This window comes from Amycolatopsis thailandensis, assembly GCF_002234405.1.
Taxonomy (GTDB): domain Bacteria; phylum Actinomycetota; class Actinomycetes; order Mycobacteriales; family Pseudonocardiaceae; genus Amycolatopsis; species Amycolatopsis thailandensis.
This window is the reverse complement of record NZ_NMQT01000010.1, coordinates 1-22,411: the sequence shown is the minus strand read 5'-3', so window position 1 is coordinate 22,411 and position 22,411 is coordinate 1. Positions and strand designations below refer to the sequence as shown.

Annotated in this window: 16 protein-coding genes and 1 tRNA gene; 14 read left to right on the top strand and 3 right to left on the bottom strand. The window is 67.1% G+C overall.

The genetic code is table 11. The features are described from left to right. Positions 1-50 precede the first annotated feature (50 nt). The 5 genes from CFP71_RS02375 to CFP71_RS02355 all read left to right on the top strand — a co-directional run bounded on the left by CFP71_RS02375 (position 51) and on the right by CFP71_RS02355 (position 5,942). A tRNA-Arg gene (locus CFP71_RS02375) sits at positions 51-123 on the top strand. A gap of 244 nt (positions 124-367) precedes the next feature. After that, on the top strand, positions 368-976 hold the full coding sequence (locus CFP71_RS02370; RefSeq protein WP_143267028.1) for a hypothetical protein: 609 nt from the start codon (positions 368-370) through the stop codon (positions 974-976). A gap of 787 nt (positions 977-1,763) precedes the next feature. Continuing rightward, positions 1,764-2,930 (top strand): OmpA family protein, encoded by a 1,167-nt coding sequence (locus CFP71_RS02365; protein ID WP_093932171.1) that lies wholly within the window; start codon positions 1,764-1,766, stop codon positions 2,928-2,930. A gap of 2 nt (positions 2,931-2,932) precedes the next feature. Next, a complete protein-coding gene (locus tag CFP71_RS02360; protein WP_093932170.1) occupies positions 2,933-4,228 on the top strand; it encodes a hypothetical protein in 1,296 nt (431 codons plus the stop codon). 154 nt (positions 4,229-4,382) lie between these two features. Beyond that, positions 4,383-5,942, top strand: coding sequence for an alpha/beta hydrolase (locus CFP71_RS02355; RefSeq protein ID WP_093932169.1), 1,560 nt, complete (start codon positions 4,383-4,385; stop codon positions 5,940-5,942). 69 nt (positions 5,943-6,011) lie between these two features. Here CFP71_RS02355 and CFP71_RS02350 read toward each other — a convergent pair whose 3' ends face one another. Genes CFP71_RS02350 through CFP71_RS02340 form a run of 3 tightly spaced genes read right to left on the bottom strand, consistent with a single transcriptional unit; the run spans position 6,012 to position 7,869 of the window. Further along, the gene (locus CFP71_RS02350) at positions 6,012-6,221 is read right to left on the bottom strand and encodes a hypothetical protein (RefSeq protein ID WP_143267027.1); all 210 of its coding nucleotides are present in this window, start codon (positions 6,219-6,221) and stop codon (positions 6,012-6,014) included. 20 nt (positions 6,222-6,241) lie between these two features. Next, a complete protein-coding gene (locus CFP71_RS02345; RefSeq protein ID WP_093932167.1) occupies positions 6,242-6,976 on the bottom strand; it encodes a hypothetical protein in 735 nt (244 codons plus the stop codon). Continuing rightward, a complete protein-coding gene (locus CFP71_RS02340) occupies positions 6,973-7,869 on the bottom strand; it encodes a hypothetical protein (protein WP_093932166.1) in 897 nt (298 codons plus the stop codon). The genes CFP71_RS02345 and CFP71_RS02340 overlap by 4 nt, the downstream gene beginning before the upstream one ends. Positions 7,870-8,451: 582 nt before the next feature. Here CFP71_RS02340 and CFP71_RS02335 point away from each other — a divergent pair. The 9 genes from CFP71_RS02335 (at position 8,452) to CFP71_RS02295 (ending at position 21,790) form a co-directional block, all read left to right on the top strand. After that, positions 8,452-9,432 carry a ParB/RepB/Spo0J family partition protein gene (locus CFP71_RS02335; RefSeq protein ID WP_244199532.1) on the top strand — a complete coding sequence of 327 codons (981 nt, stop codon included), beginning with the start codon at positions 8,452-8,454 and terminating at the stop codon, positions 9,430-9,432. Between the two features lie 317 nt (positions 9,433-9,749). Beyond that, a complete protein-coding gene (locus CFP71_RS02330; RefSeq protein WP_093932165.1) occupies positions 9,750-10,013 on the top strand; it encodes an acyl carrier protein in 264 nt (87 codons plus the stop codon). A gap of 52 nt (positions 10,014-10,065) precedes the next feature. Beyond that, positions 10,066-11,214 (top strand): LLM class flavin-dependent oxidoreductase, encoded by a 1,149-nt coding sequence (locus CFP71_RS02325; RefSeq protein ID WP_093932164.1) that lies wholly within the window; start codon positions 10,066-10,068, stop codon positions 11,212-11,214. Continuing rightward, positions 11,211-12,422, top strand: a complete 1,212-nt coding sequence (locus CFP71_RS02320) for a cytochrome P450 (protein ID WP_093932163.1) — start codon at positions 11,211-11,213, stop codon at positions 12,420-12,422. The genes CFP71_RS02325 and CFP71_RS02320 overlap by 4 nt, the downstream gene beginning before the upstream one ends. Then, positions 12,415-14,400 carry an amino acid adenylation domain-containing protein gene (locus CFP71_RS02315; RefSeq protein ID WP_093932162.1) on the top strand — a complete coding sequence of 662 codons (1,986 nt, stop codon included), beginning with the start codon at positions 12,415-12,417 and terminating at the stop codon, positions 14,398-14,400. The genes CFP71_RS02320 and CFP71_RS02315 overlap by 8 nt, the downstream gene beginning before the upstream one ends. Positions 14,401-14,411: 11 nt before the next feature. Then, positions 14,412-19,244, top strand: coding sequence for a non-ribosomal peptide synthetase (locus tag CFP71_RS02310; RefSeq protein WP_093932161.1), 4,833 nt, complete (start codon positions 14,412-14,414; stop codon positions 19,242-19,244). A gap of 32 nt (positions 19,245-19,276) precedes the next feature. Continuing rightward, positions 19,277-20,215, top strand: coding sequence for a thiamine pyrophosphate-dependent dehydrogenase E1 component subunit alpha (locus CFP71_RS02305; protein ID WP_244199531.1), 939 nt, complete (start codon positions 19,277-19,279; stop codon positions 20,213-20,215). After that, the gene (locus tag CFP71_RS02300; protein WP_208635857.1) at positions 20,212-21,195 is read left to right on the top strand and encodes an alpha-ketoacid dehydrogenase subunit beta; all 984 of its coding nucleotides are present in this window, start codon (positions 20,212-20,214) and stop codon (positions 21,193-21,195) included. Before CFP71_RS02305 ends, CFP71_RS02300 begins: the two co-directional genes overlap by 4 nt. A gap of 7 nt (positions 21,196-21,202) precedes the next feature. Further along, on the top strand, positions 21,203-21,790 hold the full coding sequence (locus CFP71_RS02295; protein WP_093932158.1) for a TIGR03086 family metal-binding protein: 588 nt from the start codon (positions 21,203-21,205) through the stop codon (positions 21,788-21,790). Positions 21,791-22,411 lie beyond the last annotated feature (621 nt).

Below are 22,411 nucleotides of genomic sequence, written 5' to 3'. Positions count from 1 at the left end.
GGAGGCCTGACGGGGTGCGCTAAGCTTCTTGAAGTCGCTCAGGCGGCTACGCCCTCGTAGCTCAGGGGATAGAGCACTGCCCTCCGGAGGCAGGTGTCGCAGGTTCGAATCCTGCCGAGGGCACACAGTTCGATCAGGTTGAACGCGCTATCCTTGCGACCCATCGGCCTCCTCTTAAGCGATTCGCCGCACGCAGGCCTACCTTGGTGCTAATTCCCAAAGTAGAACTCAGCCTATCTCCAAGATCATCTTCTCCGCGTCGGCAAAAGCTTGCGCCTCCCGATTCCCGACTCGATCTACCCGCGTAACACCCGTGCCATGTCGAGCGACCTTTCCAGGCACCTCTGCCTGATCAAGGAGCTCCACAGTGCGCACCACTCGACTCATCGCCCTCGCCGGCACCGTCGCCGTACTCGCCACAACGGGTGCGTGTGGAACCCGGCCCGCGCCGACAGCTCCGGACGCCGCCGCACTCCCCAGCGCGTCGCCCCAGGCCGCCGCGCCGACCGACAGCACCCCCGCCGGGGCCAACGCTCAAGGCAGGATGCCGAAGAAATTGGGCGAGACTGCGGGGTTCACGAGCCAGGACGGCAAAACGCAGGTGGTCACCTTCACGATCGACAAGATCACCGTCGACCCGAAGTGCGACCCGTACATGAAGCCCGAGGCGGGAAAGCACACGCTACTGCTGGACATCCGGGTCGCGACGAAACAACTCTCCCCGGATGACGCGATCCAGCTGGGCGGGACGATCAACCCCTTCGCCTTCCAAGTCGTCACGCCAGACGGCGTCACGACCCCGGCCGAGCTCGGCATGTGCAAGAGCAGCAGCCTGAAGGCACTGCCTAACAACTGGGCGTCAAACTCGAAGTACACAGGCCAGTTGGAGCTCCAGGTCGCGACGAAGAATGGAGTGCTCGCGCTGATTCCTGGCGGACTGACCAACGCCGGAGGTGGCTGGGAATGGAACTACTAGCCTTCGGTGCACGATCACCATCGTGGCACTGGTAAGGCTGAACGATGCCGTAGCGCATGAATTGTCAGAAGCTGCTGGTATGGTCGACGGGCCGCGATACCGATGGTGACGACGTCGAGTTTGGAATCCTAACAGAATGCTCCTGGAACACTGTTGAGCAGTTTCCTGGATCGTGTCCGGCGAGCCGTGGGCGCGGATCTAGCCGCCACTCTCGGCGGCGCCAGGACGTGGCGGTATCCGTAAATGACCGAGCGACCGCAAGTTGTTGTGCGGCGTCCTATTGGTACTCTACGTCAAGATCCTGCGGGATTTCCTAACCAGGACTTGGTTTCGGTTCGAATAAGACCGCCTGACAGAGGCTTCTGCACTCGCAGTAGACTATCTCGCCGAACTCATCGTCGCGGATGCCCTTGGCTGGTCACGGGCGGCGATCAACTGTTCGCCCGTTCGTGCCCTCAAGAGCAAGAAACAGGTGCGAGTCCGGTCGAATTACCGTTTTCTCGACAAGGTTTCACCATGTAGGACTACCGCGTCGAGATCGTTTCCTTTGACGAGACAACGGCCAGTTGCTCGTCCAAGTTGGAAGCATCGTCAACACTGGTTCTGACCAGAACCCGAAGAACCACAGCACGTTCACGCCCTATCCGCGTTCGAGCAGGACAGCCGGGAACCCGAATGGAGCACTGCGACTTCCACCTTGCACGGAAATCGTCTGTGTCATGCGCTACCTGTCGGCCATAAGGATGAACAATGTAACGCTGAGCAATGTCCATACGCCTTTCGGGGCATGAATCGACGCCACTTCGGACACCTTCTGCTCGCAGCAGCGCTCCTGTTCCCTGCTGTCGCGTGCGGGGCCGATACGAGCCCTGCAACAACTGTACGCATCGGCGTCACCGCCACCTCCAACGAGCCAGCGGTCAAGCTCACGCGCACCATCGTGAAGCGCCTGGAAGAGACTGTGGACAGCGGCGAGGTCCGACTAGTCATCTATCACGCAGACGGCAGACAGGTCTCCACCGTCTTCGACGAGGACTTCACGGTCCGCAGGCCGGACCAGAAGCGGGAGAACGACAAGAAGCTTCGAAAAGAAGGCTTCGACAGCAACAGCAAACGTGTTGAGGCATTGCTCGCCAGGCTGGCCTCCAACGGCGGGCAGCTCGACCCGTTCGAGGTGTTAGCGACCATGGGCCGAGCACCTGGACCTGGTCTTGTGGTGGTGCACAGCAGCGGTCTCCAGACCATCGGGCAGCTCGATCTCACCAAGTCCAGTTTGGACTTCGACATCGATCGCGTGATCCGAAGCCTGCCGCCGGACTCATTGCCGGACCTCAGCGGCAAGGACGTTGTCTTTTCGGGCCTCGGGCAAATAGCCGGCCCGCAGCGTCAGCTACCCGAGGCTCGTCGGCGGGCGCTCGAAAAACTGTGGATGGGCGTGTGCACCAATTTTCACGCGAAAACCTGCTCCATCGACGGCGAGCAGACGACTTCGACGGCGCCGGTCGCCACCGCCGCCGTGCCGGTCGTCGCATTCGGCGACGTAACCACCGTGGTCCCGAGCCGAGAAGGCGGAGCGCCACCGACCGAGATCGTGTCCGTTCCCAGTTCGGTTCTCTTCGAGCCGGACACGGATGTACTCGTACCCGGAGCGAAGACCGTGCTGCGGGAGATAGCAACGAGATTCGCACGTGAAACACGAGCGACCGCTGTCGGGCACACCGCGACCCACGGACCGCGTGACACGGCAATCGAACTGTCGAAAGCTCGGGCTGAACGAGTCGTCGGCGAACTGGTTGCGCTAGGTGTAACGCGCTCCGCCTTCACTGGTGTCACAGGCGTCGGCTATGACGCCCCGATCGAGCCTGATGTCGATAGCGCAAATCAGTTGATCCCTGGCGCTGCCGAGCGAAACAGAGTTGTCGTGCTCACACTGACCGGACCGGTGACCAAATGAACATGACATTGAACGTCAAGATGAACCAACTCCCACGGTTGAGCCTGTGGTTCTGGATCCGTCACCCGATCCAGGCGTACTGGATCATGTTCCTTGTCCGCGAGGCGTTTCGGCAGAACCAGATCGAGCGGGACCCGAACTCGCTGACGAACGGGGAAAGAACTGCGGGCAACCGCGCTATCGAAATGAGCAGAAAGCAAGCCAAACAAGCACTGCGAAAGATCAACCTGTTACACAAGCGGCAGCAGGCCGCGCTCGACGCCGCGAAGCGCGAACGGCGCCTGGCCACAGAGCTGCACGACCGCCTGTGCACTCCACCGACACGGACGAACTCGATCGTGATCCCACCGCTCCCCCTGGCCGAGGCACGCAGTCTTCTCGCCGAACAGCGAGCCAAGGTGAAGGCGGACATCGAGCGTGGTGGTACCCGACATCTCGACTCGCCGTCAAAGGTTCGTAGGGCGACGGCCTACGGTCTGCTCGGGGTGGACATCATCGCTCTGTTCTCCGTCTTCAGCACGGTCTTCAACGTCGACCTCAGCGCTCCGGAGCTCAAGGACCTCGCGATCACAGGCGGGTTCTCCGCCATCGCAGCATTGGTGCTCGGCCAGCTCGCGCACTCGACAGGCCACCAGGTGTGGCAGTCGAGAGTCACCACGAACGAGCTGGACACCCCTCAGCGGGACGATCCTGGGCAGGACGAAGGAGAACAAGGTGAACAGCAGCAGGCTCTCACCGCAACGAACGGTGAGTTCCCGGCGCCCCGACTGATGCTGAAAGCCAAGATGGTCAGTCTCGGCGTGGTCAGCGTCCTCAGCGGATTCTCGATTCTCACCCGCGTGGTCGAGGAAGCGGAAAAGATCCACCAGCCGTTGCTCGGCTGGGTGCTCGGGCTGCTCGTCGCCGCCGCGGCCATCGTCGCCCCGTGGCTCGTGGTGATCGATGAAATGAGGTCCGGTTCCGTGGAGACTCGCACGATCGACGCCTTGACCAAGATGGTTCAGGATCTTGATTCACAGAGCTCGACGTACACCGACAACGCCGCCAAGAGCGAAGCCGAGGCGGCGAACTGCCAGAGGGAGGCCGAAGGCATCCGTGACGAGGTCGCTCTGGAGGACACTCCAGCCGCCAATGGCGCCCAGAAGGTCATATATATGGCCCGGAGCATGCATGGCGCGGCAGGCCACATCGCGGCCGAGCCGGACGAGTCGGCGGGCCGCACCGAACTGGGCGACTTCTTCAGGCCTCCTTCGAACGTCCTGAACGATGCATTGAGCAGAATGAAGCCGGCAACCTGACTGCCTTGCACTACGGAGAGCATCAGCCACAATCGAAAGTGCGCCGTGATCCTGGGGAGGCCGGAGGATCCCAGGGGCGATCTTCGCGAATGCCCGGACGGCACGTCGGACTTGTCGCTACAGTCCCCCAGGTCCGATCGAACTGGGGGTTCGAATGAGGAAATTCCTCACCATCGGTCTGTCCGCGCTGCTCACGATGAGCACCGCGGCGGCCGTCAGTGCACCGGCGCATGCCGCTTCGCAGCTCGACTTCGGGGCTTGCCCGGCGGATGTCGCTCAGGCGTATCCGGCACTGAAATGCGCGACGGTCAACGTCCCGCTCGACTATTCGCGGCCGTTCGGCGCGCGGATGGACGTGCTCGTCTCGAAACACACCAGCACCGACCCGGCGAAGCGACGGGGCGTGCTGTTCGTCAATCCCGGCGGCCCGGCGGGTTCGGCGGTGATGCAGGCGGGCAAGTTGTCCCTTCCGGACGCGACCGGGTACACCCGGCTGCCCAAGGAAGTGCTCGAGGCCTACGACGTCGTCGGCCTCGATTCCCGCGGCACCGGCCACAGCCGGCCGCTCAGCTGCGTCGGCGAGGACTACTGGCGTCAGCTTCAGCCCGACCCCGACCGGCCCGAGGAGCGGGACAAGAGCTGGGAGCGCTGGAAGGCGTTCGCCCGCTCGTGCGCGGAGAAGAACGGCGACCAGCTGAAGTCCACCGGCAGCCGCAACGTCATCCAGGACATGGACCGCGTCCGCACGCTGCTCGGCGAGGAGAAGATCAGCTACCTGGGTTATTCCTACGGCACCTACCTCGGCAGCGCGTACGCCGAGCGGTATCCGGACCGGATCGACCGGATGGTCCTCGACAGCTCGATGAACCCGGTGGAACCGCAGATGTGGTACGGGAACTCGACCGGTCAGGTCACCGCCGGAGTGGCCCGCGAACACGCCTACCTGAGCTGGATCGCCCAGTACGACAACGTGTTCCACCTCGGCAAGACCCACGCCGAGGTGAACGCGGCCTGGCAGAAGCTGCTCGGCGACTTCCGGAAGGCGCCGCGCGGGCCGTTGAAGAACGTCGGCGCGGTGGAGCTGTTGGACGTCTACATCGCCAACCTCTCGCACGAGCTCTACTGGGAGCCCCTCGCGAAGGCGATGGCCGACTACGTCCTGCGCGGTGACGATCGCGCCGTGCTGGACTGGGCGACGCCGTCGGGTGGAGCGGCGGGCGAGAGCTTCATCGCGGGCATGATCTCGATCGCCTGCGTCGACTCCGACGCGCCCACGGACCGGACGAAGATCGAACGCGACTTCGGCGAGCTGGCCAAGACCAGCGATTTCGCCTGGTACAACGTGTCGATCCCGTCCGCGTGCGCCAACTGGCCGGTGCATGACCAGCGGATCGTGCCGTCGGGGAAGAACCTGCCGCCGATCCTGGTTTTCGGCGTCGAAGGGGACTCCGCGACGCCGTACGCGAACACGGTCGCGATGCACGAGCGACTGCCCAGTTCGGTGCTGGTGACCGAACGCGGCGCGGGCACCCACTGCGTGTTCGGCAGCCATCCGGCGATGGTCAACCGGGAGGCGCAGCGGATCGGCAAGGAATACCTCGTCGACGGCCTGCTCCCGAACGGTGATCTCGACATCGCGCCGCATCCGCTGCCGGTGCCGACGGCGGGAACCTCGGCGGCCGCGCGGCCTGGCGTCGTTTCGCAGCACTCGTGACACCCGCCGGCCCGTCCCGGCTTCTCGCCGGGGCGGGCCGGCCCCGCGAGGATCGCCCACGGTTCCGTGTCAGCGTCTCCGCCTGCTCCTCTTCCACCCTTCCGCGGCCCGTTTCACCAGCTTGCCCATCCCGGCGCTGATCACCGTGACCGCGGTCAAGACGGTGGCGAAAACGAGAGAGAAGTGAAGGTCGCTGACGCCGAACGGCAAAGTCGTCGCGAACCAGGTGCCCCAGATGATCGCCAGCACCCCCAGGGTCTCCGCGAATCGCTTCATCACGGAGCACACCTCCACCGGGGTCAGGCCCGCGCGGCGAAGTACGCGGTGACGATCCTGATCTTAGTCGGCGGAGGGAACTCGGCGTTGTCGCCGCTGAGGCCTCCGACCAGCGCGGTCCACACGGGGCCCGACCGCTGGACGGGTCCGTCGTCCTGTTTTCCCACGACGTAGAACGACTCGCTGCCGCAGTCGTAGTAGCCGACGTAGTCGTCCGCACGTCCTGGCCATGATCCGCCGTTGCGGAGCCGGCACCGCGCGCCGGTGGCCAGCTCCAGTCCCCAAGGCAAGGGTTCCGCCTCCGCGGCGATGGCGCCGACCTTCTCCGAGGTCTTCATCCGCCTGAGCGACTTTTCCCACGGTGTGGTCCCACAGAGCAGAGTGGCGCGGTTCGGGGTGGTCCAGCAGACGTCCGCGCCCGCGGCGGTCGAGCCGCAACTGACCACCCCCGGTGACACGGAAGCGCGCGAAGCGAAACAGCCGGTGATCTCGACATCGCCTGAATCTTCCGTGACGGTGAAGCCCGGGGCCGGGTCACCCGAGGCAGTCACTCCCACGACGTTCACCACCGTCGTCGGGGTTTGTGGTCGCGGGTCGACGAAGTCCGCACCGGCGGAACTGGGCGGCGCGGAGGTGGCGGGCGGCGCGGAGGTCCCGGTGGCTGCCGGTTCCTCACCGCTCAGCGACCGGAACACGAAGATCCCCGCCGCCGCGAGCAGGACCACGATCACGACGATCCACAGCGCTCGAACGTTCATGGCGTCTTCGCGATCTCCGCGACCAGCGCCCGGATGTCGCCGGGAGAGCATTCGCTCAGGCCGGAGTTGGAGGACGATTCGTCGATCACCGTGCCCGGTGGCGACGTCGAGCACGAAAAGGATCCTGGCCGCATACTCGGCGAAACCGCGAGGCGCGCGAACTTCCCGGCGCTCACCCGGTCGAAGCCGTCGCGGTTTCCGTTGAGTGGCAGGGAAACGGTCTCCACCTGAGCACCGGTGGCGACGTCGGCGACGATCCGGCCCGAGTAGCTATGCCCGAGGTCGCCGAGCAGATGCAGTTCGATGTTCCCTTGTTCGCCGGGCGCCAGGTTGAAGGCGAACGGCTTCGTGCCGTGGGAGTCGTTGTCCACCTGTTGGGCCTGCGGATCTTGATCGAGTTTCAGGTGGAGGACCGCCGTGTCCGCGTTGCCGCCGTCGGGACACACGAACCGGATGACCGGCTGGGGATCGTACTTGCGCAGGTCCGCGGCCCGCACGTTGCTGACCGCGAGCATCGCGCCGTCCTGCGCGGTGTTCCTGAGGGAAACCCGTTGATACGGGGGAACCTCCTTGCCGGTCTTGCGAAGCCACTCGATCACCGGCTCCGAGCAATAGCCGTTGACCCCCGCCGGCATCTCCTCGAAGCGCGCGTCCAGCGGCAGGACGTATTCGGTGACGCCGCGTTTGTTGATCGGCTCCATGGTGAGGCTGGCGGGTTTGGTCTCGCTCTTGAAGAGGTCGGGAGCCGGGCCGGTCACCGCCACGGCCAGGCTCGCGCCCGCGACCGCCAGACTCGCGACGGCCGCCGCCGGGCTCTTCATGACCTTGCCCAGCCCGGTTTGCCGCGACTTCGACGTCTTCTTGCGACGGTTCGCGGGTTTCCTACCAGCCACACGCCCTCCCAGACCCGGCACCACCGTCGTCGATCCTGCTGACAGTCGACGGTCGACCCTTGGCCGTTACACCGGGGAGGGCGCCCGCGCGCTCAGGCGGAGCAGCCGGGTTTGGCCCGACCGGCCGAGCCACGCGAGGCCGAAGGGTCGCAAAAGGAGATTCTTCCGAGCCCGAAGAATTGCGGTGCCCGATGCCGATTAATCGCCGGGTCCGAAACGTGGTTTCACACCGTTTTCACGCGGCGCTCTTTTACCGCCCTTTACCGCGGATGGACAACATCGTGTTCACCCTGCCGTCATCATCCTCCATCCTGCGATCCCGGCGCGCGGTAGCTCTTCGACCAGGCTGCCCGGAGAGCTCAGTCCCGTCAAGAAGAGCCCTTGGACACCGCCGTGACCCGAACGGTGACGGTATTCGAGTTCACCGAGTCGGCAGTCGAACACCCCAGCGAGCGGGAGCCCCCGATTGCGACTCGTCGAACTTGACAAGTTCACACACTGGATTGAATAGTGGAAAAGGTTTGACATGATCCGAAGTGCTCTGGGGGCTAGAAGATGTTGAACTGGCACAAGGAAAAACAGGTGGACGACGCACAGATACCCGTGGCCAGACGGGAAAGTGACTGGGTGGCGGCCGGCTCGGATCCGCCGTTGGGCGAGGTCGTCGAGGTACCGCTCGACACGCTGTGCGCCGAAGACTCCCCGAGGGCGGCGGGAGTCGATCCCGCCCACGCCCGGATGCTCGCCGAAACGGACGCCCCGCTGCCGCCGATCCTGGTGCACCGTCCCACGATGCGGGTGATCGACGGGCTGCACCGGCTCCAGGCGGCCAAGCTGAAGAACGCCGTCGCGATCGACGCGCGGTTCTTCGACGGGGACGACCAGGCCGCCTTCATCCTCGCGGTGAAGTCGAACATCACCCATGGCCTGCCGCTCTCCCTCGCCGACCGCAAGACCGCCGCCCGCCGGATCCTCGAAGTCCGCCCCCAGTGGTCCGATCGCGCCATCGCCGCGGTCACCGGCCTGTCCCACAAGACGGTCGGCAAGGTACGCCGTTCGACTGGGGAAGTTCCCCAGCCGAACGCCCACATCGGCCGCGACGGACGCGTCCGTGCGCTGGATCCGGCCCAGGGCAGGCGGCGCGCCCACGAATTGATCGCGAGCAACCCCACCGCCTCGATCCGCGAAATCGCGCGCGGCGCGGGCGTTTCCGTCGCGACCGCGCACGACGTCCGGCACCGGCATGGCCGCCGCGAGGAACCGGCACGCACGGTGACGAGGCCGCGCCCCCGGCAGGCCGACGCCGTCGACCTCGCGAGCGCGCAGATCGCCGACAACCAAGCGGCGGTGGAACGGCTCCGCTCCGACCCCACCATCCGCTACACCGAATCGGGACGGACCCTGGTTCGGTTGCTGGACGGGCATCTGAACGATCGTGATCAGTGGGATCAGGTCGCCAGGAACATCCCCGAACACCGGCTGGAGTTGATCTCCGAACTCGCCAAGGCGCGAGCGGAGGATTGGCGGCAGTTCGTGGAACTGCTGCAGAAGCGCCGTCGCTGAACCGACCGGGCACCACCGGATCTCTTGACCTGAAGGGGACTTTCCGCATGAGGAAAGTCCCCTTCTTTTGTGCGTGTTCCCTGTGCCGCGAACGGCCGGGGAATCCGGAAAAACCGGTGACGCGGACTGTTGCGAACCGTAGGCGGCTCGGGTCAGAATAGTGCGAACTCGCCCGCACTGACGGGCATCTGGGGCACGTCGGCAGGAATCACCGGAAACCGCTGATCCACTTTTCGCCGACCTCACCCGCAGTGAAAACACTATTCCGGACTCGTCTGCATGCCCTCATCCGGCGCAGATTCGATCAAAGGGGAAACATGAACGCGGTAGACGCGCGGGCGGAACTACGTCAGCAGATCTTCTCCCTCCTGTCCGAAGTCGCAGGCGGCGTTCTGGAAAACCAGACCATCGAGGCGGACACCGAGTTTCCCGAGACGGGCATGAGCTCGATCGAGTACCTGGCGCTCATCGAGAAGATCGAAACGAAGCTCGACGTGTTCATCGACCTCGAAGAGAACGAGGATCTGACCACTGTGGACAAGTTCTGCGACTACCTGCTGGAACAGGTGCCTTCGGCCTGAGCCGGCACCGTCGTCCGCCGACAGCGAATTCCTCCACAGACAAAGGATCACCATGGACACCAAGGCATTCGGCCTCTTCCTGCCCCCGTTCCACGACCCCTCGGTCAGCCCCCACGCGTCGCTGCACCGCGACATCGAAGTGTGCGGCGTCGCCGACGACCTGGGTTTCGACGAGATCTGGCTCGGCGAGCACCACTCCAGCGGCTGGAGCACGCTCAGCTCCCCGGAAATGCTGATGGCGGCGCTGGCGCGGGAAACCCGCCGCATCCGGTTCGCCACCGGCGTGATCCCGCTGCCCTATCACCACCCCCTGCATGTCGCGGAGCGGATCGTGCTGCTCGATCACCTCAGCGCGGGCCGGGCGATCCTGGGCGTCGGAACGGGCACCTACGTGCACGACATGGAGATGATCGGGGTGGATCCGGCCTCGGTCCGCGATCATTTCCGCGCCGCGCTGGGCACGGTGCAAGCGCTCCTCAACGGCGAGACGGTCAACACCACGACTCCGTGGTTCAGCGTGAAAAAGGCCGTGCTTCAGCTCCAGCCGCTCAGGGGCCCCGGCGCCATCGAAACCGTTGTCGCGTCTTCGCTGAGCCCTGCCGGTATCGAACTCCTGACGGACACCGCGACGACCCCGACCGTCCACGTGGCACCGCCGTGGGGTTCCATCCGGCCCGGGATGGACCCGGATCCGGTCGGCGCGCTGATCGAGCGGGTCGAGTCCTACCGGAACAAATCCGCGGGCGGCACCCGGATCCGGTGCAACGTCTTCGTCCACGTCGCCGACTCCCCCGCCGCCGGTGTCGAAGAACTGCTGGAGGGTTTCTCAGCGCTGCGCCGCGGCCTGTACCGGAACACCCTGGGCATGCCCATCCCGGACTCCCCGGTCGCGCACCGCAAGACCCTGCAGAACCTCGTCGACACGGGCGGGTTCATCGTCGGGGACGCCGCGACCTGCGCCGAGCGGATCCGCGACCTGATGGATCGTGTCGGCGACCCGGTCTCGCTGAACTTCTTCGTCCCCCGGTGGGTCTCGCACCGAGCGACCCTCGATCAGCTGACGACGATCGCGCACGAGATCGTGCCCACCCTCGTCGGCGGGTTCGAGGGCACCGCGGAGTCCATCCGGCTCACTTCCGAAGAAGCCGCCCGCCAATTGAAGTCCCGGACCGAGCTGGTCGGCAACGGAGGCGACAAATGAGTCCCACGAAGGTAAGTCTCGACTTCAGTTCGGACGAATTCCTCGCCGACCCCTGGAACATCTACAAGGAACTCCGGCGATCGGACCCGGTGCACTGGTCGTCGGCCTTCAACGCCTTCCTGATCACGCGGTTCGAGGACGTCCAGGAGCTGCTGTCGGACCGGCAGGTCGGCAGCGGGTTCCCGATGCGCAGCAGCCGCCGGTTGTTCGGCCGGACGCTGCTCGACACCGACGGCCCGCGGCACCGTGATCTGCGCAAGCTGTTCATGCCGCTGTTCGCGGGCGGTTCGGTGAAACGGCTGCGCACCGAGATCCTCGTCCCCGCGGTGGACCAGGTGCTCGACTCGATCGAGGCCGAGATGGGGTCCCGGGACGAGGTCGACGTCGAGTTCATGGAGCGGGTCGCCGTCGGGGTGCCCTACGCGATGGTCACCCGGCTGTTCGGCCTGCCGCCGGAAGACGCGGCGTGGCTGCGTCCCCGGGTCCTCCCGCTGGCGGGCGCGATCGAGTTCCCGGCGACCTCGCTGGACTCGGCGCTCACGGCCAAGGCGGAGCTGATCGAGTACCTGAAGGACAAGCTCGCCGCCCGCGCCGACGGCGACCGGATGCCGTTCCTCGACCTCGTCTTCCCGCCGGGCGAACCGGTCGACGAGTCCATGCTGGGCACGGCCACGCTATTCCTGCTGGCCGGCACCGAGACGAGCGTCGCCACCATCGGCAAGATCATGTACGCCGTCCTGGCGCACGACGTCGAGCTGTCGACGCTGGCGGACAAGGACTACCGGACCCAGGTCGTCCGCGAGACGCTGCGGTGGGAACCGCCGAGCCACACCATCCTCAGGTACGCGACCACCGACCTGAACCTCCACGGGGTGGACATCCCGCGCCGGTCCGCGCTGCTGCTGTCCCTGGGCAGCGCCAGCCGCGACGAGAACGCGTTCGAGGACCCGGACAGCTGGCGCCCGGACCGCACCGACCAGCGCCTGCTGGCGTTCTCGGCGGGCCCGCACACCTGCCTGGGCATCCAGCTGGCTCTGGCGGAGTTCGACACGCTGTTCGAGCGGTTGTCGCACCGGTTCGGCGGCGTCCGGCTCGGCGGTTCGCTCGACGGCATCCGGCAGGGTTTCTGGCGGCTGCGGGAGCGGGGCCACATCTTCCGGCGCCCCGATCACCTTCACGTCCGGCTGGAGCGCAAGGCCGATGCATGACGCACTCACGGCCCCCTACGACCTGAAGACCGGGCTCGCGGCCGAGACCTCCGAGTACAACCGCGCGAAGCTGGTGCTGGCCGCCTTCGCGGTCACGCTGTGCCGGTGGACCGCGGCGGACGAGGCCGCGATCTCGGTCGCGGGCAGGGTGATCCGGGTCCGGGTCGACGACCGGGCGCTCGTCGGCGGCTTCCTGGAGTCGGTCCATCCGATCGGCGTCATCGAAGACGGGCCGGTGGATCTCGTGCTGTCCTCCCTGCACAAGGATCTGCGGTCCGGGGAGGTCCGCTTCGTCACCGAGGTGCCGGACGCCGCGCACGGGTTCGTCGCCGACGTCGCCACCGCGGTGGACGAGCTGCTCTCCTTCGACGGTCTCCTCGAAGACGTGCGCTGCATCGCGCCGGAACGCCGCCGGATCCTCGACGCGCTGGCAGGCGAAGACACCCCTGACGCCGACATCGAAACCCTGTTCCTGGAGCAGGTGCGGCTCCGCCCGAGGGAGGTCGCGGTCCGTGACGCGGGCGCCGAGCTGACCTACGGGCAGCTCGCGTCGGCCGCCGATCGGTACGCCGAGGTGCTGCGGCGTGCCGGGGTGCGGCCCGGTGACACGGTGCTCGTCGCGACCCGGAGGTCCGTCGGCGAGATCGTGGCGCTGCTCGGGATCATCCGGGCGGGCGCCGCCTACGCGGGATTCGACGACGACGCGCCCGAAGCCCGGTTGGCGAGGATCATCGGCAAGCTGGCCCCCGCGGCCGCCGTGGTCGACGCCGCCGCGGCGGGCCATCCCACCTTGAGTGACCTCGCCCGTGTCGATTCCTGGCTCCCCGGGGAAGAAATCGACGCGGACGCGGAGCCGCCGTCTCCCGGCCACGACGATCCACAAAGGACCGCGTACGTCGCGTTCACCTCCGGATCCACCGGTGAACCGAAGGGTGTCGTCGTCCCGCATCGCGCGGTGACGCGGCTCGCGCGGACGACGGAACTCCGCACGCGTCCCGGTGACCACGTGCTGCGGATGGCGCCGCTGGCGTTCGACGCGTCGACGTACGAGATCTGGGTGACGTTGCTCAACGGCGGGACGCTGGAGGCCTTCCCCGGACGGCTCCCGTCGGTGAGGAAGCTCGAAAAGTTCTTCACCGAGCGGAAGATCTCGGTCGCCTGGCTGACCGCCAGCCTGTTCCGGCTGGTCGTCAAGTCCCGGCCGCAGACCCTCGCCGGGCTCCGCTGGCTCCTGAGCGGCGGTGAGGTCGTCCCCCACGACGCGGCGGCGCGGGTGCTCGGGTCCTACCCCGGGCTGGTGATCACGAACGGCTACGGGCCCACCGAGAACACCACGTTCACCACCACGCACACCGTGCGGGACAGCACGGAGATCACCGGCCCGCTCCCCATCGGCAAGCCGATCGCGGGCACCAAGGTCTTCGTGCTCGACCGGAACGCCCGGCTCGTCCCGCCGGGCGCGATCGGTGAGCTGTACACGTCCGGATCGGGGCTGGCCGACGGCTATCTCGACGACGAGGCCGAAACGAACGAACGGTTCGGCCACTTCTCGCCGGACGTGGACGAACGCCTGTACCGCACCGGCGATCTGGTCCGGCTCGACCCGAACGGCGACGTGCTCTTCCTCGGCCGCGCGGACAAGCAGATCAAACTCGACGGCCATCGCATTGAAACCGAGGAGATCGGCGCCATCCTCGCCCGTCACCCAGGCATCCGCGACGCCGTGATCGTGGTCGCCAGGCAACCGGGCCAAAGCCCCCAGCTCGTGGCGGCCATCGTGGTGAACCCCGGCGAGGACACGGAACCCCGTTCCCTGCGGGCGTTCCTGGCACAGCAGCTCCCGAGCTACGCGTTACCCGCCCTGTGGGTGGTCGTCGACGAGATCCCGCTCACCCGCAACGGGAAAGCCGACGAAAAGGCCCTGATCGAAGCCGCGACGGACCGCGAGGCCGCCGCCCGACGAGCGAACGCCGGATAAAGGAGAAATCGATGAGGTTGTCGCTCGGGCAGGAGCGGCTCTGGCTGGTGCAGCAACTCGACCGGACCAGCGCCGCGTACAACATTCCGATCGTCTTCCGGTTCCACGACGGCGTCGACTTCGAGGCCCTCGACCGGGCGCTCGGCGCGCTCGTCGAGCGTCACCCGGTGCTCCGGTGGCGGTTCGTCGTGGACGGATCGGGCACCCCCACCGCCGTGCCGGCGCCGGACTTCCGGATCCCGGTGGCGCGGCGGACCGCGGGCCCCGGCGAGCACGAGTGGCAGAAGCACACGGCCGACCTGGTCAGCGAACCGTTCGATCTCGCGGCCGCGCCGCCCATCCGCGCGATGGTCGTCGAATGCGCCGACGGTTCGGCGGTGCTGTGCCTGGTGAACCACCACATCATCACCGACGGCCGGTCCATCCAGATCGTGACCGAGGACGTCGTCACGCTGTACCGGTCGGAGACGCCCGCGGCGCTCGATGTGACGTACGAGGAGTTCGTCGCGGCGCAGCGCGCCGGCACCGGCTCCGTGGCGGACCACCTCGACTACTGGCGGCGGGAGCTCGACGGTTTCCAGCCGCTGCGGCTGCCGACGGACAGGCCGCGTTCGGGCAATCCCGGTTTCGCGGGCGACCACGTCGATTTCGAGCTCCCCGCCGAGCTCACCAAGGCCTTCTCCGCGTTCGCCCTGCGGAACCGGTGCGCGCTCTCCAGCGCGGTGGCCGCGGTGTTCCAGGCGCTGTTGTCCCTCCATTCGGGACAGGAGGACATCACGATCGGCACGGTGCTGGCCGGTCGCGACGACCGCCGGTTCGCCGACGTCCTCGGCTTCTTCGTGAACACCGTGGTGCTGCGCGCGCACATCACCCCGTCGATGACGTTCCGCGAGCTGCTGAAGGTGGCCCGCACGAAGATGGTCGACGCCTACGCGCATCAGCAGGCGCCGTTCGACCAGGTGGTCGCGGAGGTCCGGCCCGAACGGGACGCCGGGCGCAACGCGATCTTCGACGTCGTGGTCGTCCACAATGGAGAGATCCCGCCTTCCGGCGAAAGCGAGATCTCCAGCGTGCCGTGGGCGGGCGTGGCCACCCGGTTCGATCTGGAGCTCGTCACCCACGTCCAGGACGGCAAACTGCACGGCTCGCTGGTCTTCCGGTCCAGCCTCTTCGACCGCTCCACCGCCACCCGGCTCGTCAGCCGTCTCGTCCGGCTCGTCGAGCACACGCTCCAGCACCCCGACGAGCCGATCTTCGAAGCCCTGCGCGGGCAGGTCGACTACTGGCGGAAGCAGCTCGACGACGCGCCCGCCGCGCTGGAGCTGGCCACGGACCGCGCCCGCCCGCCGGTGGCGTCCTACCGCGGCGATTCGCTGTCCTTCACCGTGGATCCCGGTGTCGCCGACGACCTCCGCGGTGTGAGCGAGCGCCACGGCGTCTCCCTGTTCACGACGCTGCTGGCGACCTTCGACGTGGTCCTGTCCCGCTACGCGCGCACCACCGACGTGCTGGTCGGGACGCCCACGACCCGCCCGGAGGGGCCGATCGGGTTCGACGCGAAGACGCTGGTGCTGCGCACCGATCTGTCCGGCGACCCCACCTTCCCGGAACTGCTGGGCCGCGTGCGGGAGACGACGCTCGGCGCGTACGCGAACCAGGACGTCCCCTTCGAACGGCTCGTCGAGGAACTGGTGCCCCGCCGGGACTTCAGCCGCAACCCCCTCACCCAGGTCGCCTTCCGGCTGGTGGACGTGCCGCTGCCGGAGGTTCCGCCGTCCGGCACGGAAGCGGAACCGCTCGACCTCGAATGCCTGGTGTCGGACCGCGACGGCGTGGTGGAAGCGCGGATCGACTACAACGCCGCCTTGTTCGACCGGGTCACGATCGAACGGTTCACCGGGCACCTCCGGCACCTGCTCGCGTCCGTCGCGGCCGACGCGGAGCGGTCACTGTCCGCGTTGCCGATGATGAGCGACCCGGAAATCCGGATGCTGACGGAAGACTGGAACGACACGACCACGACGTTGCCTTCCCCGGCGACGGTGCCCGCGCTGTTCGCCGAACAGGTCCGCCGTCGTCCGCGAGCGACGGCCCTGGTCTGCGGCGAGGACGCCCTGACGTACGCGGAACTCGACATCCGGTCCAACCGGCTCGCGCACCGGTTGCGCTCGCTGGACGCCGGTCCCGGCGCCGTCATCGGAGTGTGCCTGCCGCGTTCGGCCGGCGTGATCACCGCTTTGCTCGCGATCCTCAAGACCGGCGCCGCGTACTTGCCGATCGATCCCGAGTACCCCGAGGAGCGCCAACGGCTCCTGCTCGCCGACGCCGGGGCCAAACTGGTGATCACCACCGATCTGACCGGCGATCCCACCCTCGACGAGGAACCGTCGACCGCGCTCGAACCCAGGATGGGGCCGCGGGATCTGGCCTACGTCATCTACACCTCGGGCTCGACCGGACGTCCCAAGGGCGTCGAGATCGAGCACCGGTCGATCGTCCGGCTCGTCACCGGGCTGCCGGAAGGCGTCCTCGGCCCGGACGAAGTGGTGCTGCACGCCTCGGCGATCTCCTTCGACGCCGCCACTTTCGAGATCTGGGGCGCCCTCCTGACCGGCGCCACCTGCGTGATCTCCACCGAGCGGGTCCTCACGGCCCGGCCGCTGGCGAACGCGATCACCCGGCACGGCATCGGCACGGCCTGGCTGACGTCGTCGTTGTTCAACCACATCGTCGACGAGGACGTCACGGCGCTGACCGGACTCCGCAAGCTGCTCGTCGGCGGCGAAGCGCTGTCCGTCACCCATGTCCGGCGCGCCGTCGACGCTCTACCGGGTACTCGGTTCTTCAACGGCTACGGGCCCACCGAATGCACCACGTTCGCGACCTGCCACCCCATCCCCGCCCCGGTTCCGGCCGGGCTCACCGGTATCCCCATCGGCCGCCCGCTCGGCAACACCCGCGTGTACGTCCTCGACGAGGAGGGCAGGCTCGCCCCGACGGGAGTGCCGGGGGAACTGCACGTGGCCGGGGCCGGTGTCGCGCGAGGCTATCGAAGGCAACCGGGACTCACCGAGGAACAGTTCGTCCCCAACCGCTTCGACACCACCAGCGACCGGCTGTATCGGACCGGGGACATCGTCCGTCACAACGCCCAGGGCGACATCGAGTACCTCGGACGCGTCGACGACCAGGTCAAGATCCGGGGTTTCCGCATCGAACCCCGGGAGATCGAGGCGACCCTTCTGTCCACTGAGGACATTTCGCAGGCCGCCGTCGTCGTCCGCGAAGACTCGTCCGGGCAGAAGAGCCTTGTCGCCTACCTCAAGGTCTCGGGTGTTCTCGACGAGACCGCTCTGCGTGCCCGCCTGCGACGCGAGCTGCCCGAGTACATGGTGCCCGCGGCCTTCGTGTCCCTCCCCGAACTTCCGTTGACCATCAACGGAAAGCTGGACACCCAGGCGCTTCCGGAACCCGAAGAATCCCGTGTGGACGAACTCGCCCCACCTCGGAACCCGACCGAGGAGGCCTTGGCCGCGATCTGGGCCCAGGTCCTCGACCGGGACACCGTCGGCAGGGACGAAAGCTTCTTCGACGTCGGCGGGCATTCGCTGAAGGCCGCCCAACTGGCCGTCCGGATCGGGGAGACACTCCAGATCGAGCTGCCGTTGCGGACCCTGTTCGAACGGCCGACGATCGCGAAGCTGGCGGAAGAGATCAACGGCGAGCGGCGGACGACCGGCGTCCGCTCGTTCGATCCCGAGGCGATGCTGCGCGGTGTCCTCCCGGATCCGTTGCCACCTCGGGGTTCCGGCGGGATCTCCGACGTCCTGCTCACCGGCGCCACCGGCTTCGTCGGCGCGTACCTGGTCCGCGAGTTGCTGGCCCGGACCGGCGGCCGCGTGCAGTGCCTCGTCCGGGCGGCGGACGAAGACGCGGGATGGCGGCGACTGCGCGAGAACCTCGACCGCTACGGCCTGTCCGACGAGGTCGACCACGAACGGATCACGGTAGTGGTCGGTGATCTCGCGGCACCGGGCCTCGGGCTCACCAGTGAGACCTTCGAGCGGCTCGCGGGCGAGATCGACCTGATCTGCCACAACGGAGCCTGGGTCGACGCGCTCTCCAGCTACGACCAGTTGGCGGACGCCAACGTGGGCGGCACGGCCGAGCTCATCCGGCTGGCGGCCACCACCCGGCTCAAGCGGGTGCAGTTCGTGTCGACCATTTCCGCCGGTGAGGAGAACGGTTCCCGCAGCGGATACGCGGAGACCAAGTCGCACGCCGAGCGGCTGATCACCACCGCGTACGAACGCGGACTGCCCGCCGCGATCTACCGGCTGCCCCGGATCGTCGGGGATTCGCGCACCGGACAGGGGAACACGCGGGACATCATGCTGCGGGTGCTGCGGGTCATCCTCGAACTCGGCTCCGCGCCCGACACCGAGATCGAGGAACCGTGGATCGCGGTGGACGAGACGGCGGGCGCGCTCGCCCGGCTCGGCACCGAGCGGCAGCCGGACGGCAGCCGGTTCGTGCTGGCGAGCAGCAGGCCGGTCCGGCTCACGCATCTGGTGCGGCTCGTGCGCAGCGCCGGGACGGAGCTCGCCACCCTGCCGGTGGCCGAGTGGCTCGCGTCGCTCGACGCGCACTCCCCCGAGGAGCACGCGATCCTGAAGCTGCTCTTCGAGTCCACTTCGGGCACTTCCGGCGACGGCCTGCCGAGCAGCGAGTTCACCCCGATCGTCGTGCCGAGCCCCGACGACGGAGCCCTGCTCCGGTACGTCGACAGAATGCTCGTCCGGTCCCGTCCCACCGCCGAACACGAAGGGCTGCTGCGGAAATGAGCCGTGAACGTCAGAGGGACCTGTACCGGTCCATGAAACTGATCCGGGAGTTCGAAGAACGCTGTCTGGCGATGGCGATCGACGGCGAGATCAACGGCGGGATCCACCCGTACATCGGGCAGGAAGCCGTCGCCGTCGGCATCTGCTCGAACCTGACGGACCGGGACTTCATCACCAGCACCCACCGGGGGCACGGCCACGTGCTGGCGAAGGGCGCGGACCCGCGCCGTCTGCTGGCCGAACTCCTCGGCACCCTCGAAGGGTTCAACAAGGGCCGCGGCGGATCGATGCACGCGGCGGACATGAAGCTCGGCATCCTGGGCGCCAACGGGATCGTCGGGGCCGGTGGCGCGATCGCCTCCGGCGCGGCTTGGGCCGCCAAGGCGCGAGGGAACTCGGAAGTCGTCGTCAGCTTCTTCGGCGACGGCGCGATGAGCCAGGGTGTGCTGCTGGAGGCCTTCAACCTGGCCTCGATCTGGTCCCTGCCGGTCCTCTTCGTCTGCGAGAACAACATGTACGCGACCAGCCTCAAGCTCGAATCGGGGCTCGCGGGCGGCGCGGCACGGCGCGCCGAAGGCTTCGGGATGGTCGCGCGCACGGTCGACGGCATGGACGTCGAGGCCGTGGCGGGCGCCGCGGCGGAACTGATCGAAGGCTGTCGCGCGGGCCGGGGCCCGGCGTTCCTGGAATGCCGGACCTACCGGTTCTTCGGGCACCACTCCGTGCTCGAACTGCTGGGGGTCGAGTTCCGCGACCGCGACGAAGTGGCGCAGTGGCGCGAGCGGGACCCGATTCCGTTGCTGGGCGCGCGATTGGGTGCCGACGTCGTCGCCGAGATCGACGCGGCTGTCAAGGAAACCATCGACGAGGCGGTCGAGTTCGCGACGAACGCCGCGTCACCCGAGCCGGAGGACGCACTCATGTACCTGTACGCGGGAACCGCCGCTGTCCGGCCGGGGGTGATCCTGTGAGCGGGCTGCCTTCACCGGAGAACTTCGGTTACATGCACGCGATGAACCTCGCCCTGCACGCCGAAATGAAGGCGGACGAAGACGTCTTCCTGCTCGGCGAGGACGTCGGTGTCGGCGCGAGTGGCGTCACCTCGGGGCTGCTGGACAGCTTCGGCCCGGAACGGGTGCTGGACACGCCTCTGTCGGAACAGGCCTTCACCAGTTTCGGGACCGGCGCGGCGATGGCCGGCAAGAAGCCCGTGATCGAATACCAGATCTCTTCGCTGATCTACCTGGTCTTCGAGCAGATCGTGAACCAGGCCCACAAGTTCTCCTTGATGACCGGCGGGCAGGTTCAGATCCCCGTCACCTATCTCATCTCGGGTTCGGGGTCGAGGTTCGGCTGGGCGGGCCAGCATTCGGACAACCCGTACAGCCTGCTCGCCCACGCGGGGATCAAGACGGTGGTCCCGGGGCTGCCCGCGGACGCGTACGGACTGCTGCGGTCGGCGATCCAGGATCCCGACCCGGTGGCCTTCTTCGCGCCTTCGGCCTTGCTGGGCGCGACAGATGTGGCGTACGCGGGCGAAGAAGAGATCGTCCCGCTGGGAGAGGCGAACGTCGTCCGCGAGGGCAACGACCTGACGGTGGTGGCGGTGGGCCAGCACGTCGGCGTGGCGCTGGAGGTCGCCGAAAGTCTCAGCGACCGGGCCGACATCGAGGTCGTCGACCCGAGGACGGTCTACCCCTTCGACTGGGACTGTCTCCGCGAATCGGTGAACAAGACCGGGCGCCTGGTCGTGATCGACGACTCGAACCGCATGTGCGGGCTGGGAGCGGAGATCATCGCGACGGCGGCCGAGGAGTTCGACCTGGTGGCCCCGCCGAGGCGGGTTTGCCGTCCCGACGGCACCGTCATCCCGTATGCCCTCGCTCTCGACACGGCCCTGGTGCCGGGTGCCGAACAGCTGACGGACGCCATCAAAGCGACGTTGAAGTAAGGAACCCATGGAAACCAACGAGACCTTGGACCGCTACCAGCGGACACAAGACGGCTTCGAGGCCGTGCTCGCCGCGGTGTCACCGGAGCGGTGGGACGCGGCGTCGGCGTGCGAATACTGGACGGTGCGTGACGTGGCGGGTCACGTCATCTGGAGCCTTGAAGTCCTGTGTCACCATCTGGCAGGTCGGGAGTACACGGTGCTGAACGGGCCGGCGGGCTCCGAGAAACCCGGCGAACTGGCCGGCGATGACCCGGTGGTCGCATGGCGCGAGACGCGCGAAGCGGCGGCGGCTCTCCTCACCGGCGACGTCCTCGACCGGCCCGCCCCGGCGTGGTACGCGGCCAACCGTCCTGATGCGACTGTCACGGACTACCTGGCGCTGCTGACGTTCGACACCTTGGTCCACACGTGGGACGTGGGCTCCGCGCTCGGTATCGAGGTACGGATGGAGCCCGACATCGTCAAGCCGTCGTTCTCCCTCGCGCGGCTGATCATCAGCCGGACGCCGGGCACCTTCGGGCCCAAGGTGAAGCCCGAGCCGGGCGCGGACCAGCAGACCCGGTTCCTGGCTTTCCTCGGCCGCTCGGCCTAGGCGGTCCAAGTACATGAAGGCCCCCTTCCTTGCGTCTGGCTCCGTGAAGGACACCTTCATGTACTTGGACCGTCGCGAAGCCCCCTTCACGTGCGCCTGGCGGGACGCGTGACATCGCTGTGACGACTGAGGTTCCTGAGGCGATTCGATGGTCCGTGAAGGACTCCTTGAGGGACCCAGGGTCCGTGAAGGGCCCCTTCACGGACTTGCCCCGGGATCACGCCGAGAACGCATTTAGTCCTCTAGATGCGGCCCGGGCTGTCCGTGAAGGCCTCCTTTCCTACCCTCAAAGTAGGCAAGGAGGCCTTCACGACCCACCCAAGTACATGAAGGCCCCCATCCTTGCGCCCAGCTCCGTGAAGGACCCCTTCATGTACTTGGACCGTCGCGAAGCCCCCTTCACGTGCGCCTGGGCGTGACGAATGAGATCACTGTGGCGACTGGGGTTCCTGAGGCGATTCGGTGGTCCGTGAAGGACTCCTTGAGGGACCCAGGTTCCGTGAAGGGCCCCTTCACGGACTTAAGCACCGCCCCCGGGCACCCCGAGAACGCTCCTGGATGCGACGAGGGGGCGAGCCAGACGGTCCGTGAAGGCCTCCTCCTAAGTACATGAAGGCCCCC

Bases quoted from the DNA above. Each gene is read 5' to 3' on its own strand.
- CFP71_RS02365 (WP_093932171.1), top strand. From the start codon at position 1,764: ATGAATCGACGCCACTTCGGACACCTTCTGCTCGCAGCAGCGCTCCTG.
- CFP71_RS02360 (WP_093932170.1), top strand. From the start codon at position 2,933: ATGACATTGAACGTCAAGATGAACCAACTCCCACGGTTGAGCCTGTGG.
- CFP71_RS02355 (WP_093932169.1), top strand. From the start codon at position 4,383: ATGAGGAAATTCCTCACCATCGGTCTGTCCGCGCTGCTCACGATGAGC.
- CFP71_RS02345 (WP_093932167.1), bottom strand. From the start codon at position 6,976: ATGAACGTTCGAGCGCTGTGGATCGTCGTGATCGTGGTCCTGCTCGCG.
- CFP71_RS02330 (WP_093932165.1), top strand. From the start codon at position 9,750: ATGAACGCGGTAGACGCGCGGGCGGAACTACGTCAGCAGATCTTCTCC.
- CFP71_RS02325 (WP_093932164.1), top strand. From the start codon at position 10,066: ATGGACACCAAGGCATTCGGCCTCTTCCTGCCCCCGTTCCACGACCCC.
- CFP71_RS02320 (WP_093932163.1), top strand. From the start codon at position 11,211: ATGAGTCCCACGAAGGTAAGTCTCGACTTCAGTTCGGACGAATTCCTC.
- CFP71_RS02315 (WP_093932162.1), top strand. From the start codon at position 12,415: ATGCATGACGCACTCACGGCCCCCTACGACCTGAAGACCGGGCTCGCG.
- CFP71_RS02310 (WP_093932161.1), top strand. From the start codon at position 14,412: ATGAGGTTGTCGCTCGGGCAGGAGCGGCTCTGGCTGGTGCAGCAACTC.
- CFP71_RS02305 (WP_244199531.1), top strand. From the start codon at position 19,277: ATGAAACTGATCCGGGAGTTCGAAGAACGCTGTCTGGCGATGGCGATC.
- CFP71_RS02295 (WP_093932158.1), top strand. From the start codon at position 21,203: ATGGAAACCAACGAGACCTTGGACCGCTACCAGCGGACACAAGACGGC.